Here is a 17252-nt window from a genome sequence, read left to right as displayed (position 1 = left end):
GGGGGGCGGGCGACTGTAGTGGAGGTGGTGCGATGGACGGAATGGCTTTACGCCTGGGGCATTTCGCACCTCCCCGCTGTGGGTTCTCGTCACGGGAGGCGAGTTGCCGGAGTCAGGGTGCCTGATGCGGCACGAGCGGCTGGAAGAGGGATACGCCCTCGACGGTGTCGACGCGGACGACGGCCTCGCGGTCGAACGTGTCCGACAGGTCCACCGACGGAGTGGCCTCGCGGGCGGAGAGTATGGAGTCCTCGACGTTCTTCGACACCTTCTTGAGCGTCTTCGGCTTGGGCTCACGCGTGGAGACCCGCCGGATGATGTCGATGCAGGCGAAGACCAGGTGAGGCCGCAGGTTGCCGTGCTCCTCGATGCCCGCGTAGAGCTGGTCGATGGTGAGCGAGTGGTCCTCCTCGAAGACGCTGTCCATTGGACTGCGAGCTTCGCGCGGCCGACAGGACTGTCCAGCCGCCCGGGGCCTTTCCTCGAGGGTCCAGGCACTGGGCGAGGAGGAACCGGACCACCCGGTCGGCTCCGAACTCGGCCGGGAGGACCGGCTGGCGCGGACGTCAGTCCCGTGGCTTCGGGAGCGTGACGGTGCCCGGGTTCTCGATGGCGGCGAGTGCAGCGCGCTTCAGATAGAGAGCAGGGGCCTCGCCGCGCAGCCGTGTCGTCTCGATGAGGGAGTAGAAGCGAGCAGCCACTTCAGCATGTACTCCAGAGCCTTGCGGAAGGCGCTGCCAGGAGTGGCGCGCTGGGCCAGCGCCCACTGACGGATGCGCTCCACCGCCGGTGAGGAGTGCTGCTGGCTCACGGCGAGTCGATGCGCGAGCGCAGCCTGGCGCACCTCGCCCGTCAGGGCGGACCAGCCGGGCAGGTCCGCCTCAATGGCATACAGCTCGCCGATGAGTTTCAGTACCTCCTCACAGGCAGGTGCGAATTGCTGCGCCTCGAAGAATTTGCGGCGCACGTGTGCCCAGCAGAGGGCCAGCGTGGCGGGTGCGGGGCCGTCTGCGCCTGACTTCGTCGCCGTCTGGTACGCGCGTACCCGTCCACCAGGACGACTCCCGCGTAGTCGCCCAGCACCGTGCGGGCTGTCGCCGCGGAGCGGTTGGGAAGGATGCGGTGGAAGACGGTGTCCGGCGAGGCCACCGTCCACGCGTACAATTGCCTACGGGGTAAAGTTGTGCGTTCTCGCCGGTCCTGCGTCCGCGTCCACGTCCTTCCGCCTCATCGACATCACCACGCTGAGGCCCCTGCTGGCGCTGCGGAGGTGCGGAGCAAGCAGCGCGCTGCGCGGTGGGACCAGGCGACGCTGCTGAAGCGCGGTTTCGACTTCGACGTCTTCACCTGTCCTGGCTGCGGCGGGCGCCGGAGGGTCCTGGCGGTGCTCAAAGGCCCCGGCGTCAAGGCGGTGTTGAGGCACCTGGGGTGGCCCACCCTCCCCTTGCCCCTGCCCTCTGCACGAGGCCCGCCCCAAGGGCAGTGGCTGCACTGAAGGGCACAGGCCCCCGACACCTCGGTTTCAGCGGCACCGGCGGGGCCACACAGGCCGCCCGACAGGCACGCAGTGCGCGCGCAGGCAGGCGGCGGCGGGCCGCGCACCACCTCGAGGGCCACGGCCCGCCAGCGTCCGAGGGGGCGCTCAGAGCGGCTACCGGACGCCGAGGTGAAAGGGGCCGCCCATTCCGCCTTCTGTGAAGCGGCCCCCGGGCATCGCCCCACCTCTATGACGTGAACAACCCGGGGAAGCTCCTCATCGACGCGGATGCGCCCCGGGACGTGCCACGCAACAGCCAGCTCCGGGCGCTCATTAACGCCGTCCTCGACTCCGTCGTCGCCGAGGGGCAGGTGCCTCCGGGCGAGGTCTTCGACGAGGCCCAGCGCATCGTCCGGTGGCACTACCAGTGGATGGGGGTCCACGAGTTCCTCCCGCACATCGTCGGTGAGGGGCGGGTGAAGGACCTGATGCGCTGCCACCGCGAGGACCGTTGCTACCGGTGGAGGCACGAGCCGTTCATCCCCGCGGAGTTCGCGGTGGCGGCCTACCGCTTCGGCCACAGCCAGGTGCGGACGGGCTACGCGGTGAACGCGGACTTCGTGGCTCCGAAAATCTTCGATGCCAGCATTCCGAATACGCTCCCCGACCCGAATGACCTTCGCGGTGGCAAGCGTGCGCCCCGGCGGTTCGTGGACTGGAGCCTCTTCTTCGAGCTCGGAGGCAGGGTGCTGCAGATCAGCCAGCGCATCGACACGACGCTGTCGGCTCCGCTGTTCGAGCTGCCCTTCAACGCTCCGGGGCTGCCCAGCGCGAACCCGGCGTCCCTGGCGCAGCGCAACCTGCTGCGAGGGCTGGTCTTCGGGCTGCCCTCGGGTCAGGACATGGCCCGCGCGATGCGCATCAAGCCCCTGAAGTCCGACGACCTGGGTGACGTGAGCCACCTGAAGCTCCACCGCTCGACGACGCCGTGGTTCTACATGCTGCGCGAGGCGGAGAAGTGCGAGCAGGGCAAGCGGCTGGGCCCGGTGGGAGGCCGCATCGTCGCGGAAGGTGTTCCTCGGGGTCCTCGAAGGGGACAGGCAGTCGTACCTGCGGGCGGACCCGGACTGGAAGCCCTTCCTGGGCAAGAAGGATGGCGAGTTCACCATCACCGACCTGCTGAAGTTCGCCGGCGTGGCGTAGCGTGAGCATGCGCGAGCGAGAGACCACACCCGCCGTGGGGCTGGTCTGCGTGGGGCTGTCCCACCAGACCGCGCCCCTGGCGGTCCGCGAGCGGCTGGCGATGACCGGGGCCCGGCGGGCGGAGCTGCTCGGCCGGTGGGGGCGGGCGCCCGACGAGGCGATGCTCGTGGCCACGTGCAACCGGGTGGAGGTGTACGTGGGGGAGTCGCAGATTCTGGGCCAGCTCAAGGCGGCCTTCGAAGGAGCACGGCGTGCGGGCGCCTCACGCGGCAGGCTGGCGCGTGCGTGCGCGGCGGCCTTCTCGTGCGCGAAGCGCGTGCGCACGCGGACGGCTATCGTTCGGGCGGCCACGTCCATGGCCGCCGCCTCCGTGTCGCTGGTGTCCCGCGAGGTGGGAGGGCTCGCGGGCAGGACGGTGCTGGTGGTGGGCGCGGGGGAGATGGGGCGCCTGGCGGCGCTGCACCTGGGACAGGCGCGGGTGGGACGGCTGCTCGTCACCAACCGCACCCGGGCGCGCGCCGAGCAGGTGGCTGCCGAGGCGGGTGGCGAGGCCCGGCCCTTCGAGGCGCTGGAGGCGCTCCTGGAGGAAGCCGACGTGGTGGTGTGCTCGACGACGTCGCCCCGGCCCCTGTTCACGCGAGAGAGCGTGGGCGCGGCGGGCCCGGCGCGCCACTTCCGCCCGCTGCTGATGGTGGACATGGCCGTGCCGCGCGACATCGCTCCGGAGGTCTCCGAGCTCGGCCGGGTGTCGACGCACGATGTGGATGATTTGCAGCGGTTCGTGGCCCGCAACGCGGCGGCGCGCGAGGAAGCCGCTCGCGAGGCGGGCGTGCTGGTGCGAGCGGAGGTGGAGCGCTTCGAGCGCGAGCAGGCGGCGCGAGACGGGGCGCCGACGCTGGTGCGGCTGCGCAGGCGGGCCGGACGCATCGCCCGCGCCGACGGAGCCCCGGCCCGAGGACGACGTGCGGCAGTCCGCGGCGTGAGGCTTCCAGTTACCGCGGATACGGCACCGTCAGCGGACTGACGAATGACCGCTGACGGCGCGCGGCTCAGCTCACTGCATGGAGGTGACGATCTGCGCCTGGCACGTAGTCGGGTTGACGAAGGACTGGGACCCGAGGAAGCCGCAGACGGCGGTGTTGAAGGGAGTCATGCTGACCTGCCCCGTGCAGAGACCGTTGACGACACTGACCGTCAGCTGCCAGCGGCACGTCTTCCCGGCGGCCGGATTCGCCGGGGTGTCCGTGTAGTAGTAGATCTGGGTCACCGGCGCGGCGGTGGGGTTGGGGGCGGTGAGCAGGAACCGGCCCGTGGTGGTGGGGTTCAGAGGGTTGGGCGGGAGCAGGTGAATCGTGCCCGTCAGGGCGTAACCCGGGAAGAACGCCACGCTGCTCAAGTTGTTGACGTAGAAGTCCTGGAGGGCAGGGCCCACGGACTGCGACGGAGCATCCCGCAGCACGGGAACCTCGAACGTCTCCGTACGGTCGCTGACATACTCGTTACGCGGAGAGAGAAAATCGAGGTCACCGAACTCGTTCTGCTCGGCGAGCGCGATCGACGGCGTGAGGGACAGCAGCGAGACAGCCAGGAAACGCTTCACGTTCCTCGTCATGGACTTCTCCTGTGGTGTGGTGCGTGTTGGCCGAAGCCAATGCCTTACTAGCATTGTCGAGTTTTGAATTGCAAATGCAGTCGAGCAATGCAGGAATTTATAGCGTCCGTGAAGGATTGCGGCCAAGGCGTGTTTCCAGTTCGCTGCAATGGCAGGCTAAGGGGTTTCCACGGGGCGACAATGACATACCTGATTGTGTCGGCCTGGCGGTGAAAAGGGGTCGCTCTTGGTTGCATTGGCTTGGATGGCGGCCGTGAAAAAACGCCTCCGAGACTGCCTCATCGTGGTCGCAATCTTCACCCTCCGGGCGTTGTGGTCCCTGGGCAGCGGGAGCTGACGGAAGGACAACCTGGCCACGCTGCTGGAGGATGCGAGCGAGGTGGGGCGCGGCCTGCCCCGGTACGTAGAGCGGGACTTCGCCCGGTACCTGGAGTGCGGAGTGCTGGCGCACGGCTTCGCGCGGGTGCGCTGCGAGAGTTGCAAGGACGAACTGCTCGTCGCCTTCTCGTGCAAGGGACAAGGGGTGTGTCCCTCCTGCAACGCGAAGCGGGCGCATGTGACGGCAGTGCACCTGGTGGAGCGGGTGCTGCCGCATGTGCCCTACCGGCCGTGGACGCTGTCCTTTCCGCATCGGGTGCGGTGGGTGCTGCTCAAGGACGTGGGGCTACTCTCGGACGTCCTCACCGTCTTCCTGCGTGTGGTGTTCGCCCTGCAGCGGCGGAGGGCACGGCGGCAGAGCCTACGTGGCGGGCAGGTCTGGGCCGTGTCGTTCATCCAATTCTTCGGCTCCGCCTTGCTATACGCCCTCCACGGTCGGCGCTTCGAACAATCCTCGCAGGGGCAACTCCACCCCGAAGGTCTTCCTGATGCGCGAGATGGCCTGGGTGGCCAGCAGCGAGTGTCCCCCGAGCCCAAAGAAGTCGTTTTACGTGGTGGTTGGAGCGTCCTTGCTCACCAGGACTTCACAGAGAACGGATTTTTCTGTAACAATCCCTCTCCAGAGGGGGTTGTACATGCATTGGATGAATCCACGCTCGTGGCTGGGGCTTGCCATGGGGTTGTTCGTAGTGCTGTGTCCTCGACTGGGGGAGGCACAGCTGGCGCCCACGGGTGGGCACTATGCGGGGCGCGCTTCCGACACCGGCTCCGCGCTGGGCTCGGTGGGCTCCTCGGGCCAGTTCTCGGCCTCCGTGCCGCTGGACCTGCCGGAGTCTCGCGGCGGCCTTCCCATCCCGCTGTCCATCGGCTCGGCCGCGCAGGGCATGGGCGCCGTGGGCCTGGGCTGGGACATTCCGCTCTCGTACATCCGGAGGGATACGAGCTTCGCGCATCGCCGGCCGGCCTTCGGCAATAGCACCACCCCTCAGCCCCGGACGCAGGTCACCCTGTCAATCCAGGGGCAGCTGATGGACCTGGTGCCCAGAGGGCCCATGGTCAACGGCGTGCAGGAGTGGGTGGTGCGGTACGACTCCCCGGAGCTGCTCCTGCGCGAGCAGAACGGCGGCTGGGTGATGTACGACGGCCAGGGCCGCACCTGGACCTTCGTCGAGCGGAACCCGACGGGACTGTGGCTGCTCGACTCCATCAGCGGCCCGGGCGGCGCGTCCGTGAAGCTCGAGTACGCCATCGGCTATCCGGTGGAGTACGCCGGCCAGGCCGTCGCCATCGACCTGCTCCGCGTCCTCTACAACAAGCACCCGCAGACGGGCTGCTACAAGCACGAGGTCTTCCTCTCCTACGACAACACCCCGCGCCCCACGCCGCTCTCCCTCGCCGTCGTGGGCGACTTCCTGCTCGTGCGCAAGCGGATGCTGAACGTGATTGACGTCAACAGCCGGGCGGACTGCACGAGCGCCTACACCCGGCTGCGGCGCTATGACTTCACCTACCTGCCGGACGCGGACACGCAGCAGCCGCGCCTGAGCACGGTGCGGATGCTCGGCCGCCAGGGCACCCCGGAGCAGAACGTGCCGCTCCCGGTCGCCTCGTTCAGCTACGGCAGCGCCACCACCAACGGCGTCTTCAAGTACCAGAAGACCCAGTCCATTCCGCAGCCGGCCGGCACGAACGCCAACCAGATTTCCGGCACGGGCTGGAACTGGAACGTCCCCCTGCCGGTCTCCGAGCTGCCGATGGTCACCTGGCAGAGCCTGACCGACGTCACGGGCGACGGACGGGCCGACCTCGTCTACTCGAAGGACGACAAGCTCTGGGTGGGGGTCAACCGCCCGGGCACCGGGGGCACCACCCTCCTCGGGCCGGGCGGGTACAACGTCCAGCTCTCGGACACCACCTTCACGAAGGGGCCCTACGAGGTCCGAAGCGCGCTTCTCGCCCGCTTCGCGCCCAGCGGCAGCGTGACCAACGTCGACCGGGTCTGGCGGCAGGCCATGGACGTGAATGGCGACGGCCGCGTCGACTTCATCGACGCCGCGGAGGCCGCCGGCAAGTGGGTCGTCTACCTGAACACGCCCGGCACCGGCCTGTCGGGCGTCAAGTGGGAGCGGCGCGAGTACTCCATCGGCCCGCTCTACAACCGTCTGCTGGAGCGGGGGCACTCCCTCTCCGGGAACTACCTGCCCCTGGTGAAGCGATACACCGGTCGCAACCACTTCATCATCCGGTGCTGGCTCTACCGGGATGGCGCGTGGAGCATCTATTCAGACGCCTGGAATCAGGCCGGCAGTCCCTGCTGGGGCACCCCCAACGAGCTGATTGAAAGCGACGAGCAGACCTATACCGAATGGGAGGTGACGGACGTCAATGGCGACGGCTTCCCTGACTTCGTCTTCAACTCGTCGAAGGTCGGAACCTTCCCGGACGGTCCACCCACGGAAAACCCCCAGCAGGTGGGCGGCCTCCTCATGAAAGGTGAAGCCTTCAGGGTGCGGCCCGAGCAGGGAACCGACAACAAGCTCGAGGCGGTGCTCAACGTCCAGGGCATGCTGATCTCCGCGGGCGTCCACCTCTTCTCGAACCCCATCACCCTCAAGAGCAACACGGAGTGTGGCGTCGGCAAGTGGCTCACCACCGTCTCGGTCTGGAACTATCAGTCGGTGGCCTGCGGCCTGGCCGACGTCAACGGGGACAACCTGCTGGACCGGGTCCACGGCAGTACCGTCTCTCTGGGAACAGGCCGCGGCTTCAGCCAGCTGACGCTGACGCTGCCGGGCGGGCTCTCCGTTCAGAAGAGTGACCAGCACGAGACCTGTGTCGCGCCCACGCCCCGTCCGCCCGCCACCACGCCGTTCAGCACGTCCCATCACGCGGGCATGAGAGACCTCACGGGCGACGGCATCCCCGACTACGTCAAGTTCGACTCGCGGCAGGGCACGTGGGAGGTCCACGTCGGGACGGGCACGGGGTTCGCGCCTCCCGTCCTCGTGGAAGGCTCCGGCTTCTCCTACTCCTTCCAGGAGGAGACCTGTGAGGGGCTGGTGTCCAGCACCCGGGGTGGGCTCTACGACCTCGACGGCGACGGCCGGCCGGAGGTCGTCCGCGTCAACGGTGGGAACCTGGACGTGTACCAGCTCGCCGGCGGCAGTCTTCCCGGCAAGCCGGAGGCCGGCCGCATCGTCCAGGTGGACAACGGCTATGGCTCCAGGACGCTCGTGGGCTACCGCTCCGCCAAGGAAGACCTCACCCTGAAGCACCAGGTGCCCTTCCCTGAAATCGTCGTCACCTCGGTGAACACCACCGGCACGCAGGGGCTCGGAGGCACCCTGCACTCCATGCGCTACGCCTATGGCGGCGCGGAGCTCCACTACGACAGCGCGCTCCAGCGCTTCGTCATGCCCGGCTACCAGCGGACGGTCGCCCTGCGCACCCCGGGCGTCGTGGGCCAGTACGAGGGGTTCGCGGTCATCACCGACAGGCACCCCATTCCCGCCTACACCTACTCGACGAAGCTCGAGCGCTTCAGCCGCTACCTGCTGGCCGGCAAGGTGCGCGACGTCACCGTCCTCAAGGACGTGCTCACCGACCCGTGGGCCCTGCTCGGGGTCAACGCCAGCGGCGACTCCCGCCGCCTGCGGGGCACGCACCTCGACTACGCGGCGAAGCTCTTCGAGGAGCCCGCCATCCCCGGCACCAACGGGATGGACTGCCTGGAGATGGTGTACCCGTACAACTACCTCGCCTCGTTGGACGAGAACACGACCAGCACCCATGCGTACGGCATCTGCGCGGCGCATGGCTTCATGTACATGAAGGCCCGCACCTCCTGGCGAGGCACGGCCGCGCCCCCCTCCACCACCCACGTGGCCACCGGCATGGAGGTGCGAGACATCGACGACTACGGGCGGGTGCTCAACGTCTTCTACAAGAACGACCTCTTCCGCTCCGATGACGACCTCTGCGTGGAGACGCAGTACGCCACGCCGGTGGGCTCCAACGAGCGGATGCTCCACGCGGCCCGGTACCGGCGGTCCTGGTATTGCGACAAGACGCCCTACATCACCTACGCCGCCGAGTCGTACCTGTATGACGGGCTGCCGGCGGGGAGCGTCTCCGCGGGCCGTGTCACCTCGCACACCCGGGACCGCTACGACGCGGCGGGGACGTTCCTGGAGTCGGTGCTCGCCTACACCGCCAGCTACGACGCGCTCACCGGCAACCTCGCCTCGGTTTCCACCGAGCGCGAAGACGGCGCCCTGCGGGTGACGAGCCTGTCGTATGACCCCTTCGCCCTCATCCCGGTGGAGCAGTGGGTGACCGCCACGGGGATTCCGTCCCTCGTCACCCGCACCACGCTCGACGCGGTCAGCCTGGCCCCACTGAGCACGCTGGACCCCAACCAGACCCGGCTGGGCACGGACTATGACGGCTATGGCCGGCCCGTGCGCACCACCCTGACGCCGCCCGGGGGCAGCGCCGGGGTGCTGACGTCGACGCGCTACCTGGGCGACTCCGGCACGGACCCGCTCGGCCGACGCATCGTCGGCAAGGGCTTCAAGGACCCCGTCACGCCGGGGACCGAGGCCAGCGCGCCGGGACGCACCGGCACGGTGTTCCTGGACGAGCTGGGCCGCGCGCGCCGCACCGAGTTCGAGCTGGGCGCCGACTACGCCAACGCGCTCATGATTACGGGCGCGACCACGTATGACGGCTTCGGCCGGGTGTCCTTCATGGCGGACCCATACCCGTCCACCCAGAGCGGGGCGACGGCCTATGGCACGTCGTACTTCTTCAACGCGGACGGCAGCCTCAAGTGCACGGTCCGCGGCCGCGGCCCCCAGGCAAACACCCAGGTGCCGGACGCGGCCACCGAGCGCTACCCCACGTGCTACTCGCGCGCGTTCGTGGGCAACCAGGAGGTCTTGAGCGTCACCGGCGCGGACGCCCTGCTGACGGGCTCCCCGCAGGCGGGGGTCACCTACACCGCCGCGCTGTCCGCCACGGGCCGGGTGCTCAACCGCTCGACGATGCAGGGCTCCACCCGGCGGGAGTACGCCAGCTTCGTGCACAACCGCCTGGGCCAGCTCATCGCGATGACGCGCTACCTGGACCCGGTCGCGCTCACCGGCTCCCTGCAGTGGACCTGGACCCATGACTCATTCGGCCGGCGCCTCCAGTGGCAGGAGCCGGAGAGCGTCCCGCAGACCGCCATCTACAGCGACTGGGGGGAATTGCTGGAGCTGCGCTGGACGGACACCCTGGTGTCTCCGTCCGCCACCTACCGCCTCCTGAGCTCCTACGACGCCCTGGGCCGCGTCAAGCACCAGGAGCAGCTCAAGGACGGCCTGGTGGTGCAGGGGACGGCGTACGACTTCGTCTACGACGTCGGCCAGAGTCCCACGTCCATGGTCACCCCCACCTACATGCTGGGGAGGCTGTCACAGACGAAGTCCTCGGCGGGCGACGTCTACTACAGCTACGACGCCCTGGGCCGGGCCAATGCCCGCAGCTTCATCGACAGCTCGGGCAATACGTATGTGGAGAAGTCCCTGCAGCATGCCGACGGCACGCTCGCGGCGCTCGGGTTCTACCTGCCCGACACGGACTATGAATACGAGGAGGTCCAGTACACCTACGACTCCTTCAACCGCATGCGCACGGTGAAGGTGACGGGCGGCGAGACGCTCTACCAGGCGACGGAAATCGACCCGTTTGGCCGCGTGCGCAAGGCGAAGCATGGGAGTGCCGTGGACTCCGCGACCGTCTACGCGGACCTGGGGCGCCGGCTGATGACCGAGACGACCCTGGTGTCCCCGACCGGGAGTCGGCGCACGGCCAACTTCGCGTTCGACCCGGTGGGCCGGGAGCTGTCGCGCAGCGAGAGCAGCGGCGGCACGGCCCTGACGACCACGTCCGGCTACGACGCGCTCGGCCGGCTGACCTCGTCCAAGCGCACGCACCCGCTGCTCACCAAGCCGCAGATGAGCTGGCAGTTCACCTATGACCCGCTCGGCAACCTCCTGGGGCAGAACGACCTGGTGGGCTCCCAGGACTCGCTGCGCAGCTACCGCGCGGGGGACCGCGACCGCGTGTGCGCCGTGGGGTATGGCGACAACGCCGTCCTGTCGGGCTGCAACGTCGTGCATGACGGAATGGGGAACATCGTGCAGCAGCCGACGCGCACGGGCGTGCGCCAGTTGGGCTACTTCCCGTCCGGGGCGATTCGCTCCATCTCCGAGCTGAATGGCAGTGCGTCCTTCCTCGGTGATGCGCTGGGGACGCTGTCGGAGCTCCACCTGCAGGGGGCGGGCGCCATCGATGCCCGGCGCGAGTGGCGCGTGGGTGGGCTCTTCGAGCGGCGCGAGCAGGTGGTGAACGGCCAGTCCGTGTCGGTCATCACCCGGAACATCCCGGGCCCGGACGGCATCATCGCCAGCCGGCGGGGGCGTGGAGACGACTGGGTCTTCGGCTTCGGCGAGACGCGGGGCGCGCGGTACTTCACCAACCGGAACGGGGACTTCGTCCAGACGGTGAGCTACCAGCCTTTCGGCGATGCAACGTCCTCCGGAGTCGCGACGCCGGACACCGTCCTCTACTCCACCACGCAGTGGAACGACGGGAATGCGCTCGCCGCGTTCGAGCTCGTGAAGCTGGGCGAGCGCATGTACGACCCCGTCCTGGGCCGGTTCCTGAGTCGGGACCCCTTCTTCGTGCCCCGCACGTCGGCCACCACCAACCCCTACGCGTTCGCGATGAACGACCCGATGAACCTGTCGGACCCTTCCGGCCTGGACGTGGGCTGCGGTCCGGAGTGCAGCGGAGGCGGTGGTGGCGGAGACCCCCACAATGGTGGCGGAGGGCCGAGTGACACCAACCCCTACGAGCTCTACATCACGAAGACCTACCAGCCCGAGGGAGAGCCCCTCCAGAAGGCCGTCCCACCCCAGACGCCCAACATCTTCGCCGCGCCCGGGGAGCCGCAGACGGTCGAGGGTGGCATCCTGAAGCTGTCCGTGCTGGCGCTGACCGGCATCGTCATGGGGAGCAACTTCGACTACGACACCCTCGCCGCCTCGGGCACTTCGCTCGAAGGTGCGGTCAGCACCATCGTCAGCTCCGCCGAGGGCAACGCGGCCCTCGTCGATGCGTACAACCTGCCGTACGACCAGTGGTCGACCTTCTTTCAGAACTTCGGTGACTCCGTCTGGTTCTGGTGCCCCGGCTGCGGCGAGAACTTCCGCGGCTCCTGGGGCATCACCTCGGGCACGGATGACCCCGCGTACGCCACCACCGGCACCATCGCGGGCATGGGCCTCGGGGGGATGCTGACGAGCATCGTCAAGGGCGTGGGCTCTGTCTCGACATCCTTCCGGTCCCCGAAGCCCGTCCCCAATCGAGCTCAGCTCGACCGGCTGGCCGACAAGGTCCACATGCAGTCGAACTGCCGGAACTGTGGCCCGGTGGCGATTGCGTTCGACAAGGCGGTCGCGGGCAAGCCGGTGGGCGTCATCAGCCAGGGCGCCATGAAGACCTCGCACATCGCGGTGCGCTACCTCTCCCGATGGCGGCCCGTCGGGAGCAAGGCCCAGGTGGAGCAGCTCATGAGGCAGTGGGGGCCTGGCAGCCGGGGTGTCATCGCGGCCCGGGTCTCCTCGCCCACGCCCCTGGTGGATGGCGAGAAGGTGGGCCACGTCTTCAACGTCGTCCACGGCAGCGACGGCATCCACTTCATCGACGTCGCCAACGGGAGCGCGAACTTCAACGTGTACTACGACTTCTACCTGCTCCGGACGCAATGAGCCGGAACGGGCCGCCGGTGGGCGAGGTGCTGCCCACCGGCGGCTCGACAAGATGTCAGGGATTGAAGGTCAGAGTGTCGTTCGATGCGCCGCCGGTGTTGAGCTCCCGCCAGCCCAGGTTGCGGGAGTTGGTATTGCAGGTGTTGTCACACCAGTTGAAGGCGCTCCACGGGGTGCACGTGAAGAAGGGGCCGGCCCAGGTCAGACCTCCGCCCTCGGCGTAGTAGTAGGAGAGGGTGTTGGTGATGGCGGGGCCATAGACATTCTTGCACTGTCCTGGCCCGCGCACCCCCTCGAGGGCCACGGCCCGCCAGCGTCCGAGGGGGCGCACAGAGCGGCTACCGGACGCCGAGGTGAAAGGGGCCGCCAATTCCGCCTATACGTCTCTACGACGCCGGGACTTGTGACTTCGCTTGCCTCGGCTGGAGGCCCTCGGGGCCTTCCGGCCGCGCCGCGGGCCGCATCCAGGAGCAGCTGCACGGCGCGCCCCATCCGCTCGCTGCCGTCGGCCGTCGGGGACGGCTTCCACTCGACGCTCCATTCTCTCTTGTGCACCCTTCTCGCGTGGCGCAGCCGAACGTGGACGGCCAGCGCTGTCGTCCTCCTGCTTCGCCTCAGGAGGTGGAGCCGAGGGCCAGCTGCGCTTGGGTACCCGACGGTGCAGGGTGAACCGCACCAGCCTTTTGTCGTTTGTGGCTAAACCGCCAAGTCGAACGTCCTCCTGAGCAACCCGGCCCAGTCCACTCGCGGTGTCCCCTCCTTCATCCGCTCCTTCCTGGCCGCTGCCTCAAGCCCCGCGCTCGCCTCCTCCGCACCTGCTTGAGGGAGCGCCGTTGGGCGACGGAAACAACATGTTCATCTCCGTCTCCGGACAGGGGGACTCGGAGAGTGCCCCACCGGGCTCTCGGGCCGTGATGATTTCCACCCACGGCGAGCTCGCCCTCTGGCAGGGCCTCTTCCCTGAGGCATATGAGGCACGCAAACGCGAGGTGGAGATGCGACTCATCTCCCTGGCTCGACGCGTGTACCCAACCCTGGGCCAGCAGCTCGCGAACAGCAATCAACGGGCGGTTCCGCACGACATCGGCGTGCCCGGCTTCTGGCTGGCCGGCGACTCAACCTGGCCGGGACTCGGGACGGTCGCATGTGTCCTGGGCAGTCGCATCGTCGCCCGGGGTGTCATGAAACGGGCGGGCCTTCAGGCCGTGGACTCGCAGTCCACCCAGGCCGCTCTCAACCTCATTCATTGAACCGAGCCTCGCGCAATCACTGGCTCAGAATGGCGGAGCGGGTGCACATGATTGCCCTTCCGCCACATCCTCGCCACGCGCGACGAGCGCCATGGCGAGGACGGGAGGGCCGAGTACCAGGAGACTCGTCAGTACACGAAGATGAGCCTGCCGTTGGAATACACGCAGTAGAGTTCGGAGGTGGATGCGCCGTCGCAGCAGGGCTGCGGTTCACCTTCGATGAAGCAACGCTTGCCCACGAGCGTGCTGCACGAGGGGTAGCCCGTGCACGCCGGGGCAGGCGGACAAGCGGTGAACGCACCATCGCACGTCACGCCCTGGTAATCCGTTTGGGAGCAGGTGCTGCCCGAGCAGGAAACGGACTGGCCTCCCGAGCACAATGCCGTACACGTACCAAACTGGGAGACCGTCGAGGACTCGCCGCTCTCGGACGCCGCCTCGGGCGCCATCGTGGGCTCGGAAACCGGACCGCCACAGCCCAGGAGAGAGAGGCTGAGCAACACCGCCGTCACAGCAAGAGAATGCTTCATGAGGAGCCTCGTCAGGTGAGTGGAGCAGAAGCCAGCCTAATCCTTGAGCTGCGTCAACTCCAGGAGCAACTGCGCTTGGGCGTCCTCGCCCTTGAGCCGGGCATTCTCCGCGACGAGCACCTCGAGGCGCTGGTGCAGCCTATACGTCACCCTGCGCGAGGACATGGAGCGCCTGCGGGACGCGGCGCTGGCGCGCTTCGGCCGCATCGACGTCTGGGTGAACAGCGCGGGGCGCGGCATCACCCGCTCGGTGATGGAGCTCACCGCCGAGGACATGAACTCCATGTGGCGCTCCCGCACTTCCAGTCCCGGAACGCCGGGCAGATCATCAACATCTCCAGCGGGCTGGCGCGGCTGCCGCTCGTGCCCTTCCGCTCGGCGTACAGCGCGGCGAAACACGGGCTCAACGCCTGCCTGCGGATGGAATTGCGGCAGTCCCACCCGGGAATCGTGGTGACGGTGGTGATGCCCGGTGTCGTCGCCACGGAGTTCGGCCCCAACCCGCTGGGCGGAGGCCCGGACTCGCGCGTGCTGCCGGGCGCCCAGCGCGTCGAGGACGCCACGAAGGTCATCATCGACGTCATCGAGCACCCGCGCGCGGAGGTCTACACCCAACCGGCCATGCAGGCCGACGTCGAGCGCTACTACCACGACGTCGAGACCTTCGAGCGCGAGGCCGCCGCACGCTTCCGGCGCTGAGGCGGTGGGACGCCCGCCGCGCTCCCGCATGCCCGCGGGAGCGCGCTGAGCCGCCCGCTCACAGGCAGGACATCGGGGTTCCGTCACCCATCCAGTCGTTGGAGGTATGGATGATGCTCGGGTCGAGGCCCATGTATCCCAGCTTCGAACAGAAAAGCGGCGTCGAGTTGAAGCGGACCTTGCAGCCTCCGGCCAGCGTGGAAGCCAGCGCGTTGTTGCGCCCCCGGTAGTCGTGGCACCGCGCCAGGTCGTGCCGGTGGAGCCCGTTGTTGCTGGCTGACGTGACGCGGCTGAACGCGTTGAAGTCGTTGTCGGGATTGAAGTAGTGGAAATAGAAGATTTTCCCCGCCTGGACGGTCTTCTTGTGGATGACCTTCCAGTCGCAGGTCGCCAGGTTGCAGTTTCGCTTCTGCACGTCCCAGACGGCGGTGCCGCTGAGGCCCGCGACCGAGCCCGCGTACCCGACGTTGTCCTTGACCATCCGCTCGGTCGTCTCTTCGAAATCCCGCTGGTATTCCGCGCAATCGCCCTCGTTGTAATGAAGGTTCCCATTGCCCAGTGCGTGGACGCCATTGCAGGTGCCTGACAGAGAGGCAGGAGGCTCGGCGAGCGGCAACGCCGGGCCGGCAACGGCGGGGGGCGAGGAGACTCCCGGGTTCCAGTGGCCCGCCGCAGCGACCCGGGCGCTGTGCTCCCGCAGCGCCAGCGGCAATGTCGTGCCTCTTGGCGACACCGCGAGGAAGAACTCGGCCGGGCTCTGGACCTGGGCCATCTGCGCCGTCACCGCGTCGATGGCGGCGGAGGCGGTGGACGGCCCCTCAATCGCCACGCCAATCGAATCTTCATCGACGGCGATGAACTCGACGATGACCTCGTCGGCCGTCCGCAGCGTCGTCAGGACCGGGGCCATGATGGCCGCCGCGTCAGGGCCCTCCATGGCGGAGAGGGGATATGGAGGCAGCTCCACCTCTTCTTCGGTGGACCCGGCATCGGTGACCACGGCCATCGCGGTGGGACCGGTCTCGGAATCAGGCGCGGCCAGGGCGGCGGTCTGCGTCTCGGAATTCAATTCCGCCGGCTCACAGCCAAAAGCCAGGGGCAGCAGCAGGCAGAGGGGAAGGAAGCCCGACTTCATGCCTCGCCGGGAGTGATGGGGGACCTTGGGATGAGAGGACATACGTTGCTCGGGAGGAGGCGGCCGGCCGTCTGCATTGACGGTCCGCGGCTCGCGTCTGCCCATCCCAACGGTCATCCCCCGGCATTTCCCTCACCGGGATTTTCATACCCCGGTGACGACGTGCGCGGAGGGGCTCACGCCTGGAAGGCCTGCGTGAGCCGGGCGATGGCGGCAGGAAGCCCCGCACGGCTTCGACCATGGAGGCCTCGAAGAAGCGGATGAGCGTCTGCCGCAGCGCCGCCACGTCCTCGGGCCGGTGGGCGGAGAGCAGCACGGCCTCCGGGGGCGCGGCCCGCAGCGCCTCCTGCGCCGCCGCATCCAGCCGGTCCACCTTGTTCAGGAGCAGCCGGCTTGGGACGGCATCCGCGCCAATCTCCCGGAGCACCTCCCGCGTGACTTCGAGCTGGGCTTCCCAGGTGGGGTCGGACGCCTCCACCACGTAGAGCAGCAGCGACGCCTCCAGCGCCTCATCCAACGTGGAGCGGAAGGAGGCGACCAGGTCATGAGGCAGCTTCTAGATGAAGCCCACCGTGTCCGACACGAGGATGCGCGGCCGCGTCTCCGGGTGCAGGGCGCGCACGGTGGTGTCCAGGGTGTCGAAGGGCTGGTCGGCGACGAGCACCTCGCTGCCGGTGAGGGCGCGCATCAGCGAGGACTTGCCGGCGTTGGTGTAGCCGACCAGGGCCACGCGGAGCTGGTCCCTCCGGGCATACCGCTGAGGCCCCTGCTGGAGGTGCGGAGGAAGCAGCGCGCTGCGCGGTGGGACCAGGCGACGCTGCTGAAGCGCAGTTTCGACTTCGACGCCTTCACCGGTCCTGGCTGCGGCGGGCCCCGGAGGGTTGCCCACCGTCCCCTGGCCGCTGGCCTCTGCACGAGGCCCGCCCCAAGGGGAGTGGCTGCAGATTGACAAACGTGACGGGGACGTCCAAGGGGAAGGCGGTCAACCCGGACACGTATCTGTTCTGGGATGAAGTCCATCCGACGAGCGCCGCCCACGGCATCCTCGCCGATGAGGCCTACGCGATGATTGAAGAGGCGACCTCCCTCTGGGATCCCGACGAAGCGTGGGAGGCTCCCGCACTCTGAACAGTGATTGGAGTGGTGGCGGT

General features: G+C 68.3%; 12 protein-coding genes and 4 pseudogenes. 7 read left to right on the top strand and 9 right to left on the bottom strand.

All coding sequences use genetic code 11. The annotated features are described in order from the left end of the window. Positions 1–112 precede the first annotated feature (112 nt). The 3 genes and pseudogenes from G4D85_RS09995 to G4D85_RS50985 all read right to left on the bottom strand — a co-directional run bounded on the left by G4D85_RS09995 (position 113) and on the right by G4D85_RS50985 (position 1164). On the bottom strand, positions 113–427 hold the full coding sequence (locus G4D85_RS09995; protein ID WP_164010408.1) for a hypothetical protein: 315 nt from the start codon (positions 425–427) through the stop codon (positions 113–115). A 204-nt stretch (positions 428–631) separates the two neighbouring features. Continuing rightward, positions 632–1024, bottom strand: a pseudogene (locus tag G4D85_RS49255) (IS66 family transposase); the annotation flags it as partial. Further along, positions 910–1164: an IS66 family transposase gene (locus tag G4D85_RS50985; protein ID WP_164010406.1), complete on the bottom strand. Its 255-nt coding sequence runs from the start codon at positions 1162–1164 to the stop codon at positions 910–912. The pseudogene G4D85_RS49255 and the gene G4D85_RS50985, both read right to left, overlap by 115 nt. A 567-nt stretch (positions 1165–1731) precedes the next feature. Here G4D85_RS50985 and G4D85_RS09980 point away from each other — a divergent pair. Continuing rightward, positions 1732–2685, top strand: coding sequence for a peroxidase family protein (locus G4D85_RS09980; protein ID WP_164010404.1), 954 nt, complete (start codon positions 1732–1734; stop codon positions 2683–2685). A 29-nt stretch (positions 2686–2714) separates the two neighbouring features. Further along, a pseudogene (gene hemA / locus G4D85_RS09975) lies at positions 2715–3620 on the top strand (glutamyl-tRNA reductase); the annotation flags it as partial. Between the two features lie 114 nt (positions 3621–3734). Here the strand turns inward: hemA and G4D85_RS09970 are convergent. After that, a complete protein-coding gene (locus G4D85_RS09970) occupies positions 3735–4292 on the bottom strand; it encodes a hypothetical protein (RefSeq protein WP_164010400.1) in 558 nt (185 codons plus the stop codon). A gap of 379 nt (positions 4293–4671) precedes the next feature. Here G4D85_RS09970 and G4D85_RS50705 point away from each other — a divergent pair. Then, a pseudogene (locus G4D85_RS50705) lies at positions 4672–4854 on the top strand (transposase zinc-binding domain-containing protein); the annotation flags it as partial. A 234-nt stretch (positions 4855–5088) separates the two neighbouring features. Here G4D85_RS50705 and G4D85_RS50700 read toward each other — a convergent pair. Then, positions 5089–5160 carry a hypothetical protein gene (locus tag G4D85_RS50700; RefSeq protein ID WP_420821700.1) on the bottom strand — a complete coding sequence of 24 codons (72 nt, stop codon included), beginning with the start codon at positions 5158–5160 and terminating at the stop codon, positions 5089–5091. Positions 5161–5344: 184 nt separating this feature from the next. On the opposite strand from G4D85_RS50700, the gene G4D85_RS09955 reads away from it, so the two are divergent. Then, entirely contained in the window at positions 5345–12487 is a 7143-nt protein-coding gene (locus G4D85_RS09955; RefSeq protein WP_240359176.1) for an RHS repeat-associated core domain-containing protein, read from the top strand. 55 nt (positions 12488–12542) lie between these two features. Here the strand turns inward: G4D85_RS09955 and G4D85_RS09950 are convergent, their stop codons facing one another. Next, a complete protein-coding gene (locus G4D85_RS09950) occupies positions 12543–12791 on the bottom strand; it encodes a DUF1036 domain-containing protein (protein WP_164010394.1) in 249 nt (82 codons plus the stop codon). Between the two features lie 547 nt (positions 12792–13338). On the opposite strand from G4D85_RS09950, the gene G4D85_RS09945 reads away from it, so the two are divergent. After that, a complete protein-coding gene (locus tag G4D85_RS09945; RefSeq protein ID WP_164010391.1) occupies positions 13339–13737 on the top strand; it encodes a phytoene desaturase family protein in 399 nt (132 codons plus the stop codon). Positions 13738–14303: 566 nt separating this feature from the next. Here the strand turns inward: G4D85_RS09945 and G4D85_RS49250 are convergent. Beyond that, positions 14304–14552, bottom strand: a complete 249-nt coding sequence (locus tag G4D85_RS49250) for a hypothetical protein (protein ID WP_240359175.1) — start codon at positions 14550–14552, stop codon at positions 14304–14306. On the opposite strand from G4D85_RS49250, the gene G4D85_RS09940 reads away from it, so the two are divergent. Continuing rightward, entirely contained in the window at positions 14553–14966 is a 414-nt protein-coding gene (locus G4D85_RS09940; protein ID WP_240359174.1) for an SDR family NAD(P)-dependent oxidoreductase, read from the top strand. It abuts the gene before it with no gap. A 58-nt stretch (positions 14967–15024) separates the two neighbouring features. Here G4D85_RS09940 and G4D85_RS09935 read toward each other — a convergent pair whose 3' ends face one another. Continuing rightward, the gene (locus G4D85_RS09935) at positions 15025–16101 is read right to left on the bottom strand and encodes a hypothetical protein (RefSeq protein WP_164010388.1); all 1077 of its coding nucleotides are present in this window, start codon (positions 16099–16101) and stop codon (positions 15025–15027) included. 229 nt (positions 16102–16330) lie between these two features. Further along, positions 16331–16864, bottom strand: a pseudogene (locus tag G4D85_RS09930) (GTPase); the annotation flags it as partial. 182 nt (positions 16865–17046) lie between these two features. Between G4D85_RS09930 and G4D85_RS09925 the strand changes: the two are divergent. After that, positions 17047–17229: an SGNH/GDSL hydrolase family protein gene (locus G4D85_RS09925; protein ID WP_205525487.1), complete on the top strand. Its 183-nt coding sequence runs from the start codon at positions 17047–17049 to the stop codon at positions 17227–17229. Positions 17230–17252: the final 23 nt, after the last annotated feature.

The sequence above is a fragment of the Pyxidicoccus trucidator genome, assembly GCF_010894435.1.
In the GTDB taxonomy this organism is placed as follows: domain Bacteria; phylum Myxococcota; class Myxococcia; order Myxococcales; family Myxococcaceae; genus Myxococcus; species Myxococcus trucidator.
Note: the sequence above shows the minus strand (reverse complement) of the source record. Positions and strands in the feature narration are given on the sequence as shown.